The organism is Butyricimonas sp. (genome assembly GCF_019423355.1).
Lineage (GTDB): Bacteria > Bacteroidota > Bacteroidia > Bacteroidales > Marinifilaceae > Butyricimonas > Butyricimonas faecihominis.
Map to the genome: position 1 here is coordinate 1 of NZ_JAHZBP010000007.1, position 17097 is coordinate 17097.

Sequence of the window (17097 nt, forward strand, 5' to 3'; positions counted from 1 at the left end):
GGCTCGCCACAAGTCCACGCAGCAGTATTATCGGGATATACAGAAACTCTCCGACAATCTGAAAGCGGAGGTGGTGGATTTGCAGCAGCAAAAAGAAACGGCGCAGGAGGAACTCAAACGGGCGAAAAAAGAAATACAGACCGAGAAGCTGAAAGGGGCGGCAACCGCCGCAGCCGCCAACATCGCCGAAAGCGTCGGTTCTCTTTTCGGCAGCAACAAGGTCAAGACATTGGAAAGGGAGAACACCGCCCTGCATAGAGAGATAGCCGACCACGAGGAAACCATCGAAGCCCTGCAAGACAGAATACAAACCATGCAGGCAGACCACAGCCGACAGATGGCAGAAGTAGAATGGAAGCACCGCAGGGAGATAGCGGACAAGGAAACGAAGCACAAGGAGGAAATATCTTTCTTGAAAACGGTAATCGCAAGGGCGGCGGCATGGTTTCCCTATTTCCGTGAAATGCTCCGTATCGAAAACCTCTGCCGCCTTATTGGGTTCGATGAAAGACAGACCGCAACGCTCGTCAAGGGAAAGCCGTTGGAGTATGCGGGGGAACTCTACTCGGAGGAACACGGACGGAAATTCACGACCGAAAAGGCTGGGTTTCAAGTAGTGAAAGACCCCACGGACGGGACGAGATTAGTTCTTGCCATCGACCGAAAGCCCATTGCCGAGTGGTTCAAGGAACAGTTCGAGAAGTTAAAGCAGAACATACGCCGACCTATACAACCGCAAAGGAAAGGCAAGGGAATTTAAGTGGAAATAGATAAATAATTAGCTGTACCACAATCGCTAAATTTAAGTCAACCAAATTATTGGCTTGCAATAGTGCTTAAACAAAATAAAAGTAGTAAATTTGCCAAATAATGTCAAGACAATAAAGAGTAAAACTGATGTTTTCAGAGCGCATAAAAGAACTTCGTATTCAAAACCAAATGCTGCAACGTCAATTGGCTGCGGCACTGGATATTGACACTGCAACATATTGCAAAATAGAGAAAGGTGAGAGGGAAGCAAGACGGGAGCAAGTTGAAGCAATTGCCCAAATATTGCAGATTGATAAAAATGAGCTTGTAACATTATGGCTTGCAGATAAAGTTTGCAGGCTTATTAAAAATGAGAATAATGCTACTCAGATATTGAAAGTGGCACAAAAAACTTTATAAGTATGAATAATATTGAAGTTATAGGGAATACCGAACATAAGATAATTCATTCAGATGCAATAATAGCTTTGAATGAAGAAATTGCGGATGAATCGATTGATTTAATATTCGCAGACCCTCCTTATAACATAGGAAAGGATTTCGCAGGTTGTAAAGATAAGTGGGAAACGGATGAAGCTTATTTAGAATGGTGTTATGAATGGCTGAATTTATGTGTTAAAAAGTTGAAGCCATCAGGGGCTTTTTATGTTATGACATCGACACAATTCATGCCGTATTTTGATATTTTTCTACGTAAGAAACTAACAATTCTATCTCGTCTTGTATGGGCTTATGATAGTTCGGGGGTACAAGCTAAACGCTACTTTGGCTCTATGTATGAACCGATTCTTTTTTGTGTAAAGGATAAAAACAACTATACCTTTAATGCTGAAGATATAAAGGTAGAGGCAAAGACTGGCGCAAAACGCAAATTGATAGACTATAGGAAAAATCCGCCACAGCCTTACAATACAGAAAAAGTTCCGGGCAATGTTTGGGATTTCGCACGAGTTAGGTATAGGATGGATGAATATGAAAATCATCCGACCCAAAAACCTATAGCCTTACTTGAAAGAATAATAAAAGCAAGTTCCAAAGTGGGAGATGTTGTATTAGACCCATTTTCTGGTACATTTACAACTTCTTATGTGGCAAAAACTTTAGGGAGGCAGTCGATTGGGATTGAGTTGCAAGAAGAGTATATTAAAATCGGACTTAGACGATTAGAATTAGCAACAGAATACAAAGGATTACCATTAGAAGCATTACAAAAAGTGTATAAACCAACAATATCTACAGATATTCAGCAACCATCATTGTTTTTTTAAACTTATGGAACACAGCTTTACACCTATCATTAAAGATATTTTATTCCGAATATACGGAGAAAATGGAACGGAGATTTACACAAAAAATCTTTTGATTCAATATATCAATGAAAAAACTAAATCTGCAAGTAAAGGTTCTAAATCCCGTTCCAGTTTTGCCAATCTTTATGCTATATATGTTATAATTGAAGATTATATAGCACATAATTTCGATACAAATTCCATGTATAAAAATTATGAAGGAGCGCAATTTTCTCGTTTATTTCAGAGACAACGAGAACTTCCTTTTGGAAGTAAATTGCAAAATCACGCATTGAATAATCGAATGAATGCGGAATTCCAAAAGTTCTTTCCCACATCAGAAATAACTCCTATTTTGCGAAACTTGGAAACTAACCGTTATTGGATAAATGAAAATTTATTAATAGTTGATGTCAATGGGAACCAATATAATATTGCTAAAGCTATTATCGCAATTATAGATGAATATGTGAAAGTTAAGCAAGATTCGTTTCAACGTTTCATCGCACAATGCGAAGAATTACAGGCTATCGAAGATAGCAATAGTGTAAATGTTCATGAGTTTATAATAGGGTTGCTTGCTCCAAATGTTGATGCAAGATTATTTGAGATAGTTAGTTATGCTATTCTCAAATATTACTATAAAGAGCAAACTATTATATGGGGGTATTCTTGGGAAAATTTGAACGAAGAAGCCTTAAAACTTTATAAGACAGGAAGAACAAATGCCAATGATGGAGGTATTGATTTTGTAATGAAACCTTTGGGGAGATTTTTCCAAGTAACAGAAACGTTGGATTTCAAAAAGTATTTTCTTGACATTGAGAAAATAGAAAAATATCCTATTACATTCGTGGTTAAATCGCTTGATGATGTGGGTATTTTGAAAGATAAATTGTATAAAGATGCTTCCAAAACTTATGTTGTAGAAGATATTGTTTGTAAGTATATGGAATGCATAGAGGAAATTATAAATATCCCAACACTGCTACATCATTTTCAAAGAGTAGAAGATGCAGGGCTGATTTCGAATGTACTCAAAGAGATAATACTTCAAAGTAGAGTTGAGTTTAACTATGAGGATGAATTATAAAAAATAATATGGAAGTTAATATCAAACAAGCATTGAAGATGTTTTTTTCTAAATCGTCATTTGAGATGATTTATTTTGAAGCGTTTGCAAATGCTTTAGATGCAAATGCTACCGAATTCAATATCAATATATCATTGAGTAATTATGGAGAATTGCATAATTTAATAGTTATACTTTCAGATAATGGTGTTGGATTCAATGATGTAAGATTTGGAAAATTTTCCAAATTATTTGATGTTGAAGAACAAAGCCACAAAGGTTTAGGACGCTTGGTCTATTTATGCTATTTTGATAAAGTTGAAGTTAAAAGCGTTTTCGATAATTCAAAACAACGAGTTTTTGAATTTAATGAAGCATTTGATAAAGATTGTACTATAACTGAAATCGAGCCAACACTCAATGGCTCAATTTTTAGAATGAGTGGCTTCACAGGAGAAAGACTTGGCAAAAATGATTATATAAATCCACATTATATAAAGAAAGCTTTATTAGAAAACTTTTATATGAAGTTCTATAAAGCTAAACTTGCTGGCAAACAAATAAGTGTTTATATCAAAACTACCATTGGAGGCTCTTGTGTTGAAGATACAATCAATACAGTTGAATTACCGAATTTTCAAATAAAGCCATTAGGTGCTCAAACAGACCTTTTTAACAAAATTGAATTATATTATAATGTTAGAGAAGTTGCTCCAAAAGATAGTAATGTCATTACTGCATTAGCAATAGACGAACGTAGCCATAAGATAGATATTATTGCAGGAGAAAATTTGCCAACAGGTTATGAAATGATATTTTTGCTTATGTCTGAATCTTTTCAAGGGAGTGTAGATGGAGCTCGTATAAACTTATCTATACCTGATTCAGACTTAAGTATTATTAAATTCATCTTTCGTAATGCTATTGCAGAGGTTGTAAAAGAACAGTTTCCTCAGATTGAAAGAAATAATAAAAGTAAGGAGAAATACCTAAATGATACATATCCTCATTTAAGTGGATATTTTGAAAATAATGACATTGGATATTCTTCGCAGTCTGATGTATTAAAGAAAGCGCAAGATAAATTTTTTAGAGACCAAAAAGAAATCTTGGGTGCAAAAGAGTTAAATGACGAGCAGTTTGAGAAATCACTTGATTTATCTGCACGAGCTTTAGCGGAATATATTCTGTTTAGACAAAATGTCATAAAAAGAATGCAAACATTAAATGCCAAAAATAAAGAAGCGGATATTCATAACCTTATTGCACCAAAATTTTCCGAGTTCAAGGATGAAAATATCATCACTGATTTGTACAACAATAATGTATGGATTTTTGATGATAAGTTTATGAGCTATTATATGGTATTAAGTGAAGCTGAAATGTCCAAAGTAATTAATGTAATTACGCAAGGTGAGGTTAAAGATAATGATGATGACAGACCTGATATAACATTATTTTTCTCGGAAAATCCTAACAATGAAAATGCCAAAGTTGATGTTGTTGTAGTTGAGCTTAAACGATTGGGTATTAGTGCAGAACAAAATTCGATAGTAGAATTTCAGTTAGATACAAGAACTCAACGTTTAGCCGAATATTATGGTAATCGAGTTCAAAGAATGTGGTTCTATGGAATTGTTGATTTTGACGATAGGTATAGGAAACATCTGATAAATAATGGGTTTAAACCACTATTCTCTAATGGTGAAATGTATTTCCGTTCGAAATCTGTATATTTAGATTTGGATATGAAGCAAAGTGTTATACAAAATGCGTATATTCTTGATTATAAAGCAATGGTAGAAGATGCGGATTCAAGAAATTCCACGTTCTTAAAAATCTTACGGGAACGATTTAAAACAAATCATACAAAATAGACTTGAATTCAAGTCTATTTTGTATCTTTGCATTTAGAAAGAGTTATTTGACAGCATAGCAACGCAAAACGCTGAAATTCGCACAGTTGCTAAATCGTTACCTCTATTTCTCAAATAATTCGCTAAAAGTTTATTTCTCAACCGGTTAAGTCAAATCGATAAAAATCTAAAATAAAAATAGCAAACCCGCAAATCGTCATTATAAATTGCAATCAACCTGACCACATTCCCTAAATCGCAGCCAACTAATAACTGACATCCCGTTTCATAACTCGCTTAATCTGCCTCATTCCGGGTAAACGTCCTACCGTGTTCCGGTTCAGATACCTGTAACTCAAAAGCATCAGCAAAAAGAAAATCCCGATAATACACGTCCAGCCATATACTTCCTTCACGCTGACCAGCATCACCTGCCTCATCGTCTCGCCATAGAGCTGTCCCGTCGGGATATGAGCGGCAACAGGATTCACTGCATCCAGATCGGCAGTCAACAACTGATAGTTCCCCGGCAGAACGTGTTGCATCGCCCGCCCATAAATCGCACTTCCTAATGCCGAACCGAACCCCGTCCGCACGAACCCCAGCAAAGACAACACTTGAAAGAAATGCTGGAACGGCACGAAGCCCGAGATGTAAACCGTCAACGATATATAAATCATCACGTACCCCGCCCCTCTTAACAACGTCGGCAAGTAAAGCCATTCAATATTCATCCGAGGATCGATCAGAAAATACATGAAACACTGGTACATCACGATCAGCGCAAACCCGGTAAACACGGCCCTTTTGTAGCCCCCATGCAAGCGGGCGTGCCAGTAATAAACTGCCAAAGCTCCCAAAACGATTCCCAACAAGTTCCACCAGTTCAGAGATACCGAGTTCAACACGTCATATTTCAAAATACTCCCGGTAAATATATTTTGCAGAATCGTCGGCGTCGTCTGCAAACAACACAGCACCAAAAAGGCAAGCAATATCGCCCCCATATTCCGATACCCCAATGCTTCCCGCGTGATATAAGGATGCCGCAACGTGTGCATCCGGTTAATATTCAACAACAACGCCACGACCGCCACCACAATCCCCGAACGGATATAAGGAGAATACAACCAATCATAAAACTTACCGTACTCAAAAACGAAAGCCAACGCCAAAAGAAAGATCGCCCACAAAATACCGCCCAACCAATCTATCCCGTACAACGGCAACGCCTTCATAAACCGGAAATGGCGGGTAAACAGAACCGCGCACAACCAAACGACAAGCAACAACCCGACAATCAACCCATGTATATATCGCCAGTCAGCCCAATAGCCTAAATAAACCGTCGCCAACCCCGACAACTGGATACTTCCCAACACGATAAGATACACGACCGGAAAGAACACCGCGAAATTACGAGTCGGCGTGATACTGAGCTGCACGTTCGACAAACACTCAAACGTCCCCCACATACGCAACATCCCGGCAATAAAGCAAACCCCGACCAGCACCGGGAGACTCCCCGTACTCATCGTGATCAAGTTACAAACAATCAATGCCGGGCAGACCATCAAGAAAATCGACCGGGACGTGAAACGAAACTTCAAGCGAAAAAGAATAGGAAAAACAACCGTTGTCCCCACGAACGAGGCATAACCGGCCATCATAATATCCTCCTGCATCAACGCCAGCGACCCAACCATCTGCGAAACGGATGCCAAATAAATCCCCCCGCAGAATTGAAAGGTCACGGCAAAAAACAAACAAAGAAACACACGCACCCGATCCGGGACAAAATCCCGGAACATCATGATGCGTGTCGGTATATTCGGTGCTGACATCTTCTCTAGTAATTAACCTTACATTCCACGTTCATCCCGGCACGCAAGCGGTTCATATCCTCCGGTCTATTCGTTCCCGTGAATTCAATACGAACCGGGATACGTTGTTCCACCTTCACGAAATTTCCCGCAGAATTATCCTGCGGGATCAGTGCAAAAGAAGCTCCCGTGGCCTCCGAAATGGACGCCACACGTCCCTCAAACCTTACTCCCGGAATAGCATCCACCTCGATCTCCACCATCTGTCCTTCCTCCATGCGAGTCGTCTGCGTCTCCTTGTAATTCGCGATCACCCATTTCTCGGTCACATCCACGAGATTAACCATCGTCTGCCCCGGTTGCACGAGTTCCCCCTCGTGTATATTCTTGCGCCCGGTCACCCCATCGGTCGTGGCCAGAATCACCGTGTACGAAAGATTCAGTCGAGCCAAATTCAATGCAGCCTCGGCAAGCTTGATATTCGCCTCGTTCTGTTCCAAACGCTGCGTTTGTTCCTGTTTCACCAGTGAAACCGCCTGTCTCTGACGAAGGATTTGCTCGTAACGGGCCTTTGTCGCCTCGAACTCCGTCTTCACCTGATCAAACTGTTGCACGGTAACTGCCTCCTGTTTCAACAACTCCTTGTAACGCTCGTAGTCTTTCTCCGCATTCGCCAATCTCACCCGTACTTCCTCGATCCCGGCATCCGTCACCAAAACATTACTCTGCGCCGCGTGAACCGTCGTGTGCATCGCCTCCATCCCGACCAACGCGTTCCGGTAATCCGCCTCCGCCTGTGCCAGCCGCAGGCAATACTCGGCATCCTCAATCACCACCAGCGTATCACCTTTACGCACACGCTCGTACTCTTCGAAATATATCTTCTTGATAAATCCCTGTACACGGGTATTTATCGGGGTAATATGTTGTTTCACCTGAGCATTATTCGTGTATTCCACCCGTCCCAAATGAATAAAACGACTGGCTACCCAACAAATTCCGACAACAATAACAAGGCTTAAAACCACGTTAGGAATCAATTTCTTTCTATTTGTACTCATAACTGAAATATCAATTAAAATAATTATAAACTACCGATTGTTCTCTTCAACAAATAATACTGATACAGAATACCGATCCGGGCATTCGTCAACTCCAACTCGCTACTTAACTGGATATTACTGGCATCCAACATATCCGTCACCAAGGACAACCCGTTCAGGTAACGGTAATGCACCACATCATAATTTTCGTGAGCCAATTGCACGCTCTTCTCCCGTGTACGTAACCGGAAATAAGCCTCGTCCAGTTCAACCCACGCGGCATGAATCCCGTTAGAGACCTGTTCATCCGCCAGTAACCGATCCTCTTCCGCCTTCCGGGTAGCAATCCGGGCTTGTTTCAACTTCTTATTATTCTTAAAAAGAGCATCAAACTTGTACGAGATACCGATCCCGACGTACCAGTAACTAAAATTCTTGTCAATCGGTGGTACCTCAATCAATATCGGTCCGTCAAAATTATTCGCGGCCACGAGCCCGATATTCGGCCTACGTCCGGCACGAACCAAATCCTGTTGTTTCTTACTCATCTCTACCCCCAAATCAGCCAGTTTCAAGCGTGGAGACTCATTTTTCATCCCCTGCCAAGACAACTCATCCCGTCTCTCGATATTCCTTGCCAACACGGTCGTATCGGGCAAAATAACCGTCTCCGGGGCCAAGCCGATCGTCGTGGTCAACTGACGGTTCAAAATCTTAATCCGGTTCCGGGTACTCGTCAATCCCAGCTCCAGATTCTGCAATTGAAGTTCATAACGGGTAATATCACTTTTCAAGGCTGTCCCCTGTTGAAAGGCAGCTTGAATCTCTTTCACCAACAAGCGGGTTTGCTCGATATTTTTCTCATAAACCTCTTGTTGGTTATACAACTGGTAAAGTTCCAAGTAATACCCCACCAACAGAAACCGCACCTCCTGACGGTTATCCTGTAATTCCAGTTCTGCCACCTGTTGTTGCAACTCGCTCAACTGAATACTACGGTTGATAGCTCCCCCGGCATACACCACCTGTGTAGCTTTAATCGCAAAATTATTCCCGTAATGCGGCATTGAGGCCTTCTGCCCGTCAGAAAAATCCCGATCCGTTATCCAGCCGTTCCCGATATAACTGAACGATAAATTTGCCTCGATAGAAGGCAGTTTATCACTTTTAGCCGTTTTCGTCCCCTGTTTTGCTTCATCAACAGCTAAACGATACGAGCGAATACTCCGACTATTCGTGTCGGCCAAACGAAACATTTCATCCACACTCAAAACCCTTTGTTGCGCACAAACCGGTAACAGACCGGCCATACACAATAGTCCTGTCACAATTTTCTTCCTATTCATCTTGCTTTCTCTTTCTTTAAGACGCTGCAAAATTCCTAAAAAAGCCACAACAATCGGATGTTCGAAAACCGAGAGAATTTGTTTTATTTGAAACTACCTACCCGCAATTATTCCTATTTCCATCGAAAAACAGTATCTTCGTGCGTTTTTTACAAAGGGAGAATTAACTATGAAGGAACTTTTAAAAAAGTATTTGATATTCGTTATCGGATTGTATTTTCTAGCCGCGGGAATCGTATTAATCATCCGTTCTGCACTAGGCACCACTCCTATTTCCAGCGTAAACTACGTGTTGAGCCTGAACAGCTCTCTATCCTTGGGTACCTGCACATTCATCATCAATATGCTATTGATCATCGGGCAATTCTGGCTAATCCGGAATAATAAAAGTAAACGGGACATCATCGAGATTCTACTCCAGTTACCTTTTTCTTTCATATTCTCGGCATTTATCGATCTGAATATGCTTTTGACAAGTGGTGTACACCCCTCGAATTACGGGATGTCCATCGCCTTGCTACTCGTTGGCTGCCTCGTGCAATCCATCGGTGTTGTCCTCGAAATAAAACCCCATGTTGCCATGATGAGTGCCGAGGGATTCGTAAAATATGCCTCCCGCAGTTGTAACAAAGAATTCGGAAAATTCAAAGTGTACTTCGACGTTACCCTAGTCACATCTGCCGTAATCCTTTCCCTCATCTTGAGCCAACGTGTAGAAGGTGTGCGGGAAGGTTCCATCATTGCGGCCTGCATAACGGGTTATCTGGTAAGCTTTCTAAACCAAAAAATCATGACACAAAAAACATTACACAAACTTCGCTCCATCATCATAAGATAACCCTTCAGCATGGAGTCTTACAATATTGTCAACATCCAAGAAATCGAGACCTTCAAAAAAGGTGAATCCTACAAGGGGGAGATCACCGTGTTCACCTCTGACATCGGCCCTAAATTTCTCCTGTTCGGAAATAAATCCGTTTACCTGAATGCCTTTTCCTATATGCTGGTGCTATCGGGAAGAGCCACGCTTTTGGTCGATAGCGTGGAATACCCAATTGACGCTCATTCATTGTGCATCCTGTCCCCACTGCACCTCACAAATTTTCGTCAAGTAAGCCGTGATTTTCAATGCCTGTGCCTCTGTTCCCGTAAGAATTTCATCGATCGCCTACCCATTCTCAACATCCAACACCGAATTACCCACGGGATGAACATGTACCACTACCCGATCGTGCAAATTTCCGAGGAAGAGAAACACCTACTAGCTTCCACCATGGAAGACCTCCGGACTCAACTTTTCCGGACGGAACATTCCTATCAGTTGGAAATGATCCAGAACGCCCTAACCCGCTATTATTTGGAAATAGACAATATACTGGATAATAAGAAGGTAAATGAAGCTATCGAAAGTGTTCCGCAAACCCGATACGCCAATATATTACGGAAGTTCATCTCGTTACTCATGCTCCATTACAAAACGGAACATTCCGTTCCTTTTTATGCCCGGCAAATGAGTATCACGCCCCAATACTTGACTTCTATCATCAAAGCACAAACCGGTCGCACCGTGAATAATTTCATTTGCGAAATGTTGTACAGCGAGGCTCGTAACCTTCTCGCCTTATCCGAATTTTCCATCCAACAAATCGCCACCGAGTTACATTTCTCAGATCAAGCCTCTTTCAGTAAGTTTTTCAAAAGATGGGCCGGCATTTCACCCCTAGAATTCAGAAACGTGATGGTGAAATCCAAAAAGTAACCCCTTACAGTATTAAAACGATAAGGGGTTTATTCTTTCTCTCCAAAAGAATCAAATACTACATTCCATTATTTTTTGACTTCATATTTTACTCCTTCAGGCACAGACCAATCACTATAATTCGTAACATCAAATCCTTCCCACACCCCTATTGTAGCCATCGTGTTACAACATCTAAAATCATACAAATTTGTCAATCCGCTAATATCAATAATTGTAAGCATTGTACTCGAAATATCTAAAATTTCCACTTTAGGACAATTCGTGAAATTTACTCCTTTCAATGGAGACTTCTCGGTATAAAAAGAACCTATGCGAACAGCTCGCAGATTGGGAAGATTTTCTAAATTCAATTCTGTTATATCATTATTACTATTACCTTCTATTTCAATAAGATTTTTTAAATTACGAAGTGTAACATTTCCCTCACAATAAGATAAGTCAAGGTATTTTATATTTGAACATTGGGAAATATCGATACTCTTTATTTTTTCTACATATTCCGGCTTTAGACCGTAAATCTGTTTTGCTTTAATTGTTACCGTATAGTTTCCCGCTTTTTTATATTTATGCCTGTAATTTCCTGTCATCCAACCATCACCCCAGTTAATTTCTAAATTTTCAGGAAATGAGAATAATGGACCATAACCAAAGTAATCGCTATCGGATATTGTAAATGAAAATTCAAATTGTCTATTTATTTCTGTAACTTCAATATCTAACGTGATCACATCATATTTCTCATTCTTAGGTAACGTGATTGTATTTCCATTGCTGAATATAAACTCCATAGCATCTTCCGTTTCTTTGATCTCCGTAATAGCCGGGGCATCTGTCCCATCCTCTCCTTTTTTCCCTTGTGTAACAGTAATTTTACTCCCATCGCTCATCTTCAAAGTATAGCCATCATCTGTTTTTTCGTACGAATCGATAAACAATTGATTTTGCAAGGCATTTGTCAAGTCCTGAAGTGTTTTAATAGATGCTTTTGTTTCTTCCAATTCTCTTTTTAAGGCATCGATGTCATCTGAATAGTCCTTATCATCACATCCAACCAAGTTTAGCATTAAAAATGACAATGCTAGAATAACAATTCTAAATCTCATAACAATTTATACAATCCTCCAATCCCCAAAAGGTCATTATACAAAGAAAGCATGGGAATTGAGATTATCCGCTCTAAAAAGTTCTGGTAAATTCAAGGTACATACAAAATATTCATGCTTAACCTAACATCTCATAAAGAATATATAGCAAGTAGAACACCTGTCACACATCCCCACGAAGTTTACAGACTTTCTAAAATCAGTATAAGCCGATGCTTCCTACACACACAAGCTGAAATGATTACTCACTTCAACTATGCAAAGTTAGATATATTCTTCAACAAAAACAATCCAATATTGGTTATTATAAAACAAATATTAATTATACATCCGAAATCTATTATCATCCGCATGAATCGTAACTATATGAAAATTAACAGCTAAATGATAAGGAATTCAGTCCTAATTACATTGTCATCAATTGAAGAATACTTGATTACTACCATCATAAACCTTATAGATACCTTATAGTAACCTTATATGAACCTTATATAAAATAAGGTTCATAAAATATTTATAAAATATAATGAAAATATTATATTCGATAGTAATCCGTTAGTCATTATCTATTAATTATGGATTCAGAATAAACCTTAGCACAAACAAATATAATCCTCACTTATTCCTTCCAAACATACATAAGCAAAATGAGGCACACTCGTTCATAATCATAATATTTACTCGTAAAACACTAACAATAAACACATTAACATGATACCTGAATTTATTGGCAAAACGGGGAAATGATACCTAAAATGATACTAGAACTACATCAAATTATCCCTTAATCCTAATATCACAAATCATTCAGACAAAATAGAAAAGAGATGTAACAGCACTGATAATCAACAATTTTCATTCAAAAAACAAACCCTCACAGTTTTCCAACTATAAGGGTTTTCTTCATGTTGTTGCCCCACTAGGATTCGAACCCAGACAGACAGAACCAGAATCTGTAGTGCTACCATTACACAATAGGGCAATTGTTTTATTGCGGTGCAAAGATAGTAGTTTTTTGGGATTTCAAAAAACTACTATCTATTTTTTCATGCTACTTCAATATTTTTTGATACTCTTCGTTGTTCGACAAAACCTCCAGCGCCTTAGCTATATCCTTGTCATTACGGATATGATACTCTATCACACCCTCTTGCATGTAATAACGTTCCATCAACTGGTCGGACAATATATCGGAAATCTCTTTCTTGAAAACATCCAAATCCCGATCAATAGAGTGTCCGAGACTATTCTTCAATTGCTCTACCTGACTGGACACCTGATCATAGTATTTCTCGTCTTGAGTTGCCTTTACCAATCTTTCCAGAACAAGCTGGGAGGCTGTCTCGTATTCAAATTCACGCTTTTTCAAGTATTCCTTGAACTCGTTGAACAATTCATCCGACAAAACAAATTCAGAAGGAGCTGCAATCGTGGGATGAGTTGCCGCATATTCATTAACAAAATCAAAGATCATATCCTGCAACACCAGTTCTTGGGTTACTTTAGCGTATTTCTCCGGTTCAATCTTCACGTCCGGCGTGATACCACCACCGTCATACACCGTTCTCCCAGCTTTCGTTTTAAAGGGTTTCATTAAAGAATCGGGAATCGTACCCACGCTACCATCCGGATTACGGTGGGAATAATCTACCGCTTGAATACAGCGTCCGCTAGGAATATAATATTTCGCCGTGGTTACCTTTAATTTCGTGTTATAGACCAGATCACGGGTAGTCTGCACCAATCCCTTGCCGAATGAACGTTCACCAATTACAACCGCCCGATCGTAATCCTGCAATGAACCGGAAAGAATCTCCGAGGCTGAGGCAGATGCCCGATCGATCAGCACGGCCAGTTTCATATCCGGCAACAAGGGATTTCTCGTCGTGCGATATTCCTTATCCCATTGTTTCATCTTTCCTTTCGTGCTTACAATCAAGGAACCTTTAGGCAGGAAGAAATTGGCAATCTCCACTGCCTGATCCAGCAATCCACCCCCGTTACCGCGAAGATCGAGAACAAGGGACTGCGCTCCCCGGTTTTTCAAATCCATGATCGCGCTTCTCACGTCGTCGGCAGCCTTATCCGTGAAACCGGTAAAATAGATGTACCCAATCTCGTTATTCAGCATCCCGTAGTAAGGAACACTGGGAACCTGTACGACTTCCCGAAGAACCCGCTTCTCCAAAGGCTTTTCTTCCCCGACACGTTGCAATTTAAGCACCACCTCTTTACCGGGTTGTCCTTTCAGACGGGAACTCACGTACTCGACATTCTTTCCCTTCATATTTTCCCCGTCAACAGCCAGAATCAAATCACCCGGAAGTAACCCGGCCTTGTAAGAAGGAGACCCCTTGTAGGGTTCGCGGATCACCACGTAATCATCCTTCATACCGATCACGGAACCGATCCCGGCGTATTCGCCCGTCGTCATCATCTTGAACTCGTCCAACTTAGTTTCCGGGTAATAAACCGTGTAGGGGTCCAGTTTCTTCAACATGGCGTCAATCCCGTCCTGCACCATTTTCTCCGGCTGCACGTCATCCACGTAAAAAAGATTCACGTCCCGGAAAAGCGTGGCAAAAATATCCAATCCCTTACTAATCTGGAATCTTTTATCGTCTTCCTTCAAGCCAAGCATCCCGAAAGCCAGTAACAAGACTCCCGAAATGAAGATAATTACACGTGTATTTTTTCTCATAATCTTATTTTAATAACAATCTAGCGAAAATAGTATATATCCAACAAAATAACAAATTTCACGGCACCGGATCGTAGCCCGAACCTCCCCATGGATGGCAAGAACATATCCGTTTTATCGCAAGGAATAATCCTTTTACCGGACCGTGTTTCCGTAACGCCTCCACCGCATATTGTGAACAGGTCGGGGTATAGCGGCAACTCGGGGGTGTCCAAGGGGAAATGCATAACTGATAAAATTTAATGGGTATCAGCAATATCCCCACCACTATCTTTTTCAATATAGCTCCTAATTTTTTTAATAGCACCGGTTATCGCTTTTTCGATTTTACCATATTCAAAAATTTCGTCATGCAAATATATGAACAATATATCCATCGTTTTATCCTCCGGGATATAAGAGTACAATATATTTTTATTCAGACGATAGGTCTCCCGAATCAAACGTTTTACCCGGTTACGTTTCACGGCTCGCTTGAAACGCCTTTTAGAAACGCTCACGGCTATCCGAGCCGGAAAATCTTTCTCTTCCCTCGGGTATAACCGGATGACCACTCGTAACGGATAAGACACGAAACTATAGCCCGAGGACAGAAGTTCCTCGAATCCCCCCTTCCGGCATAGCCGTTCTTCCTTGCAAAACGTGTATTTTATCGTTTCATCCATATACGAGTGCAAACATACAAAAAATGGACATCGTTTGATGTCCATTTTCCTATTTTGATTTATTTTCTTTGTTGTAAGCCTTAATGAACTGTTCCAGCGCCATGGTCATCGAAGGGGCTTTTTCCGTGGGAGCTTTTATATCAAGCCTCAACCCGGCCTCCTCAACCGCCTCGGCTGTCGCCTCCCCGAAGGCCGCAATAATTGTCGAACCCTGCTCAAAATTCGGGTAGTTGTGGAACAATGACTTGATACCGGCCGGAGTGTAGAATGCCAATATATCATACTCTTTCAAATCCGGAATCTCAGAGGCTACATCACTGGACACGGTTTTATAGAATACGGATTTCGTGTACTTCAGGTGTAGTTCATCCATCAAAGCGGGGATATTTTCTTTATGCACGTCGGAAACCGGAACTAGGAAGTTTTCGGTCTTGTGCTTTAACAGAATTTTCGTCATATCCTCGACTTTCTTGTCCCCGTAGAAAATTTTTCTCTTACGGTACACGATATATTTCTGAAGATAGAAAGCAATAGCCTCTGATATACAGAAATACTTCATCGTGTCGGGAACGGTTACCCTCATTTCGGTACAGATCCGGAAGAAATGGTCGATAGCCGTACGACTGGTGAAAACGATCCCGGTAAAATCAAGAATATTTATCCTTTCTTGACGAAATTCTTTTGCCGTGACACCTTCTACCTTTATAAATGATTTGAATTCTAATTTCAATCCAAATTCTTCTGCCAAATCAAAATACGGAGATTTCTCGGTTGTCGGCTTTGGCTGCGAAACTAGTATCTTCTTTATTTTCAACTTCTTCTGTTTTAAAATTACACTAACTTCTCTAACTTATTCCAATAGCTTGTACAAGACAAGAATCGGCAATATTTCAAGCCCACAAAGGTACAAAATCATATACAAAATTGAAACTCTATATCCATATAATATTTTAATCAATCTTATAAATCTGAAAACCAGAATAATGATACCAATTCCTGAAATGACATATAATAACATATTTATTGCCGAAGTTTGCACGTAAAACAAGGCCAGCACGAACGGGGATATGGATAATCCCAACACGATTGCGCTTGTGCGCAAATTCAAGATGATTTCCGATGCACAATGCCTTCTATTAAATGCCCACCCGAAAAGCCGCACAAGTCCCAAGACTAAAAAATAGTAACCGAAGATGATCAGAAAATAGATTAAGGCATTAAAGAATACAAAGGGAGGATCGATCAAAAAAGCCATCAACATGGACAAGATCGAGAAGGAAAGGCAAACCGACAAGAAAACGAAGAAATAGTTTGGCATCCCGCCTTCCGATTGCAAGCTAGCTCCTCTTTTCCGGTTGAAAAAATAGGTGTACACCGTTGGGAGAAAACCTCTTCCTCGCAGGCGCAACAAAGCGATAAAAACGAGATACACGACCGTGTAAATCAGAATACTGGAAATAAATTCAATATTCATTTTCTCCCCGCTCAAAGGAATTCCGTCTACTAATTCCACCTGATTCGTCAGCGTGTCAAACGGTAAGAAAGGTTTCCAAGAGACCGTTTCTCTTAACAAAGAGGCCGGAAACACCACAGAATCCGACACCGGCACGATACTATCCGTTATAACTGAATCTATTTGCTTGTCCAACATTCCCAACAACATCTT

Annotated in this window: 15 protein-coding genes, 1 tRNA gene and 1 pseudogene; 7 read left to right on the plus strand and 10 right to left on the minus strand. The window is 40.3% G+C overall.

Annotated elements, in window-relative coordinates; all coding sequences use genetic code 11:
- The 5 genes and pseudogenes from QVC79_RS10720 to QVC79_RS10740 all read left to right on the plus strand — a co-directional run.
- A pseudogene (locus QVC79_RS10720) lies at nucleotides 1-760 on the plus strand (MobV family relaxase); the annotation flags it as partial.
- A gap of 137 nt (nucleotides 761-897) precedes the next feature.
- Entirely contained in the window at nucleotides 898-1170 is a 273-nt protein-coding gene (locus QVC79_RS10725) for a helix-turn-helix domain-containing protein (protein ID WP_333562711.1), read from the plus strand.
- A 2-nt stretch (nucleotides 1171-1172) separates the two neighbouring features.
- Complete coding sequence (gene yhdJ, locus QVC79_RS10730) at nucleotides 1173-2039, plus strand: adenine-specific DNA-methyltransferase (protein WP_270594686.1); 867 nt, start codon at nucleotides 1173-1175, stop codon at nucleotides 2037-2039.
- Between the two features lie 4 nt (nucleotides 2040-2043).
- Nucleotides 2044-3153 carry a restriction endonuclease gene (locus QVC79_RS10735; RefSeq protein WP_270594684.1) on the plus strand — a complete coding sequence of 370 codons (1110 nt, stop codon included), beginning with the start codon at nucleotides 2044-2046 and terminating at the stop codon, nucleotides 3151-3153.
- 8 nt (nucleotides 3154-3161) lie between these two features.
- Complete coding sequence (locus tag QVC79_RS10740) at nucleotides 3162-5009, plus strand: ATP-binding protein (protein WP_270594682.1); 1848 nt, start codon at nucleotides 3162-3164, stop codon at nucleotides 5007-5009.
- A 245-nt stretch (nucleotides 5010-5254) separates the two neighbouring features.
- Here the strand turns inward: QVC79_RS10740 and QVC79_RS10745 are convergent, their stop codons facing one another.
- From QVC79_RS10745 to QVC79_RS10755, 3 genes are read right to left on the minus strand one after another with little or no spacing between them, the layout of a single operon-like run.
- On the minus strand, nucleotides 5255-6832 hold the full coding sequence (locus QVC79_RS10745; protein WP_270594681.1) for an MFS transporter: 1578 nt from the start codon (nucleotides 6830-6832) through the stop codon (nucleotides 5255-5257).
- A 5-nt stretch (nucleotides 6833-6837) separates the two neighbouring features.
- Nucleotides 6838-7872, minus strand: a complete 1035-nt coding sequence (locus QVC79_RS10750; protein WP_270594679.1) for an HlyD family secretion protein — start codon at nucleotides 7870-7872, stop codon at nucleotides 6838-6840.
- A gap of 23 nt (nucleotides 7873-7895) precedes the next feature.
- Nucleotides 7896-9200, minus strand: a complete 1305-nt coding sequence (locus QVC79_RS10755; protein ID WP_270594678.1) for a TolC family protein — start codon at nucleotides 9198-9200, stop codon at nucleotides 7896-7898.
- A gap of 169 nt (nucleotides 9201-9369) precedes the next feature.
- Between QVC79_RS10755 and QVC79_RS10760 the strand changes: the two genes are divergently transcribed.
- Both QVC79_RS10760 and QVC79_RS10765 read left to right on the plus strand, forming a co-directional pair.
- Nucleotides 9370-10038 carry a YczE/YyaS/YitT family protein gene (locus QVC79_RS10760; protein ID WP_270594677.1) on the plus strand — a complete coding sequence of 223 codons (669 nt, stop codon included), beginning with the start codon at nucleotides 9370-9372 and terminating at the stop codon, nucleotides 10036-10038.
- A gap of 9 nt (nucleotides 10039-10047) precedes the next feature.
- Complete coding sequence (locus QVC79_RS10765; RefSeq protein ID WP_270594676.1) at nucleotides 10048-10959, plus strand: helix-turn-helix domain-containing protein; 912 nt, start codon at nucleotides 10048-10050, stop codon at nucleotides 10957-10959.
- A gap of 68 nt (nucleotides 10960-11027) precedes the next feature.
- Here the strand turns inward: QVC79_RS10765 and QVC79_RS10770 are convergent, their stop codons facing one another.
- The 7 genes from QVC79_RS10770 to QVC79_RS10800 form a co-directional block, all read right to left on the minus strand.
- Nucleotides 11028-12065, minus strand: a complete 1038-nt coding sequence (locus tag QVC79_RS10770) for a PL29 family lyase N-terminal domain-containing protein (protein ID WP_270594675.1) — start codon at nucleotides 12063-12065, stop codon at nucleotides 11028-11030.
- Between the two features lie 911 nt (nucleotides 12066-12976).
- Nucleotides 12977-13047: transfer RNA gene (locus tag QVC79_RS10775), tRNA-Gln, on the minus strand.
- A gap of 69 nt (nucleotides 13048-13116) precedes the next feature.
- Nucleotides 13117-14766: a S41 family peptidase gene (locus QVC79_RS10780; protein WP_270544937.1), complete on the minus strand. Its 1650-nt coding sequence runs from the start codon at nucleotides 14764-14766 to the stop codon at nucleotides 13117-13119.
- A gap of 58 nt (nucleotides 14767-14824) precedes the next feature.
- Nucleotides 14825-15046: a membrane protein insertion efficiency factor YidD gene (gene yidD / locus QVC79_RS10785; protein WP_124316743.1), complete on the minus strand. Its 222-nt coding sequence runs from the start codon at nucleotides 15044-15046 to the stop codon at nucleotides 14825-14827.
- Nucleotides 15006-15476 carry a ribonuclease P protein component gene (gene rnpA, locus QVC79_RS10790; protein ID WP_270594673.1) on the minus strand — a complete coding sequence of 157 codons (471 nt, stop codon included), beginning with the start codon at nucleotides 15474-15476 and terminating at the stop codon, nucleotides 15006-15008. The genes yidD and rnpA overlap by 41 nt, the downstream gene beginning before the upstream one ends.
- A gap of 4 nt (nucleotides 15477-15480) precedes the next feature.
- On the minus strand, nucleotides 15481-16245 hold the full coding sequence (locus QVC79_RS10795; RefSeq protein WP_027202147.1) for a uroporphyrinogen-III synthase: 765 nt from the start codon (nucleotides 16243-16245) through the stop codon (nucleotides 15481-15483).
- Between the two features lie 36 nt (nucleotides 16246-16281).
- On the minus strand, nucleotides 16282-17082 hold the full coding sequence (locus QVC79_RS10800; protein ID WP_167513916.1) for a DUF4271 domain-containing protein: 801 nt from the start codon (nucleotides 17080-17082) through the stop codon (nucleotides 16282-16284).
- Nucleotides 17083-17097: the final 15 nt, after the last annotated feature.

Bases quoted from the DNA above. Each gene is read 5' to 3' on its own strand.
- QVC79_RS10740 (WP_270594682.1), top strand. From the start codon at position 3,162: ATGGAAGTTAATATCAAACAAGCATTGAAGATGTTTTTTTCTAAATCG.
- QVC79_RS10780 (WP_270544937.1), bottom strand. From the start codon at position 14,766: ATGAGAAAAAATACACGTGTAATTATCTTCATTTCGGGAGTCTTGTTA.
- QVC79_RS10725 (WP_333562711.1), top strand. From the start codon at position 898: ATGTTTTCAGAGCGCATAAAAGAACTTCGTATTCAAAACCAAATGCTG.
- QVC79_RS10760 (WP_270594677.1), top strand. From the start codon at position 9,370: ATGAAGGAACTTTTAAAAAAGTATTTGATATTCGTTATCGGATTGTAT.
- QVC79_RS10765 (WP_270594676.1), top strand. From the start codon at position 10,048: ATGGAGTCTTACAATATTGTCAACATCCAAGAAATCGAGACCTTCAAA.
- rnpA (WP_270594673.1), bottom strand. From the start codon at position 15,476: ATGGACATCAAACGATGTCCATTTTTTGTATGTTTGCACTCGTATATG.
- QVC79_RS10800 (WP_167513916.1), bottom strand. From the start codon at position 17,082: ATGTTGGACAAGCAAATAGATTCAGTTATAACGGATAGTATCGTGCCG.
- QVC79_RS10735 (WP_270594684.1), top strand. From the start codon at position 2,044: ATGGAACACAGCTTTACACCTATCATTAAAGATATTTTATTCCGAATA.
- QVC79_RS10770 (WP_270594675.1), bottom strand. From the start codon at position 12,065: ATGAGATTTAGAATTGTTATTCTAGCATTGTCATTTTTAATGCTAAAC.
- QVC79_RS10750 (WP_270594679.1), bottom strand. From the start codon at position 7,872: ATGAGTACAAATAGAAAGAAATTGATTCCTAACGTGGTTTTAAGCCTT.
- QVC79_RS10755 (WP_270594678.1), bottom strand. From the start codon at position 9,200: ATGAATAGGAAGAAAATTGTGACAGGACTATTGTGTATGGCCGGTCTG.
- QVC79_RS10745 (WP_270594681.1), bottom strand. From the start codon at position 6,832: ATGTCAGCACCGAATATACCGACACGCATCATGATGTTCCGGGATTTT.
- yhdJ (WP_270594686.1), top strand. From the start codon at position 1,173: ATGAATAATATTGAAGTTATAGGGAATACCGAACATAAGATAATTCAT.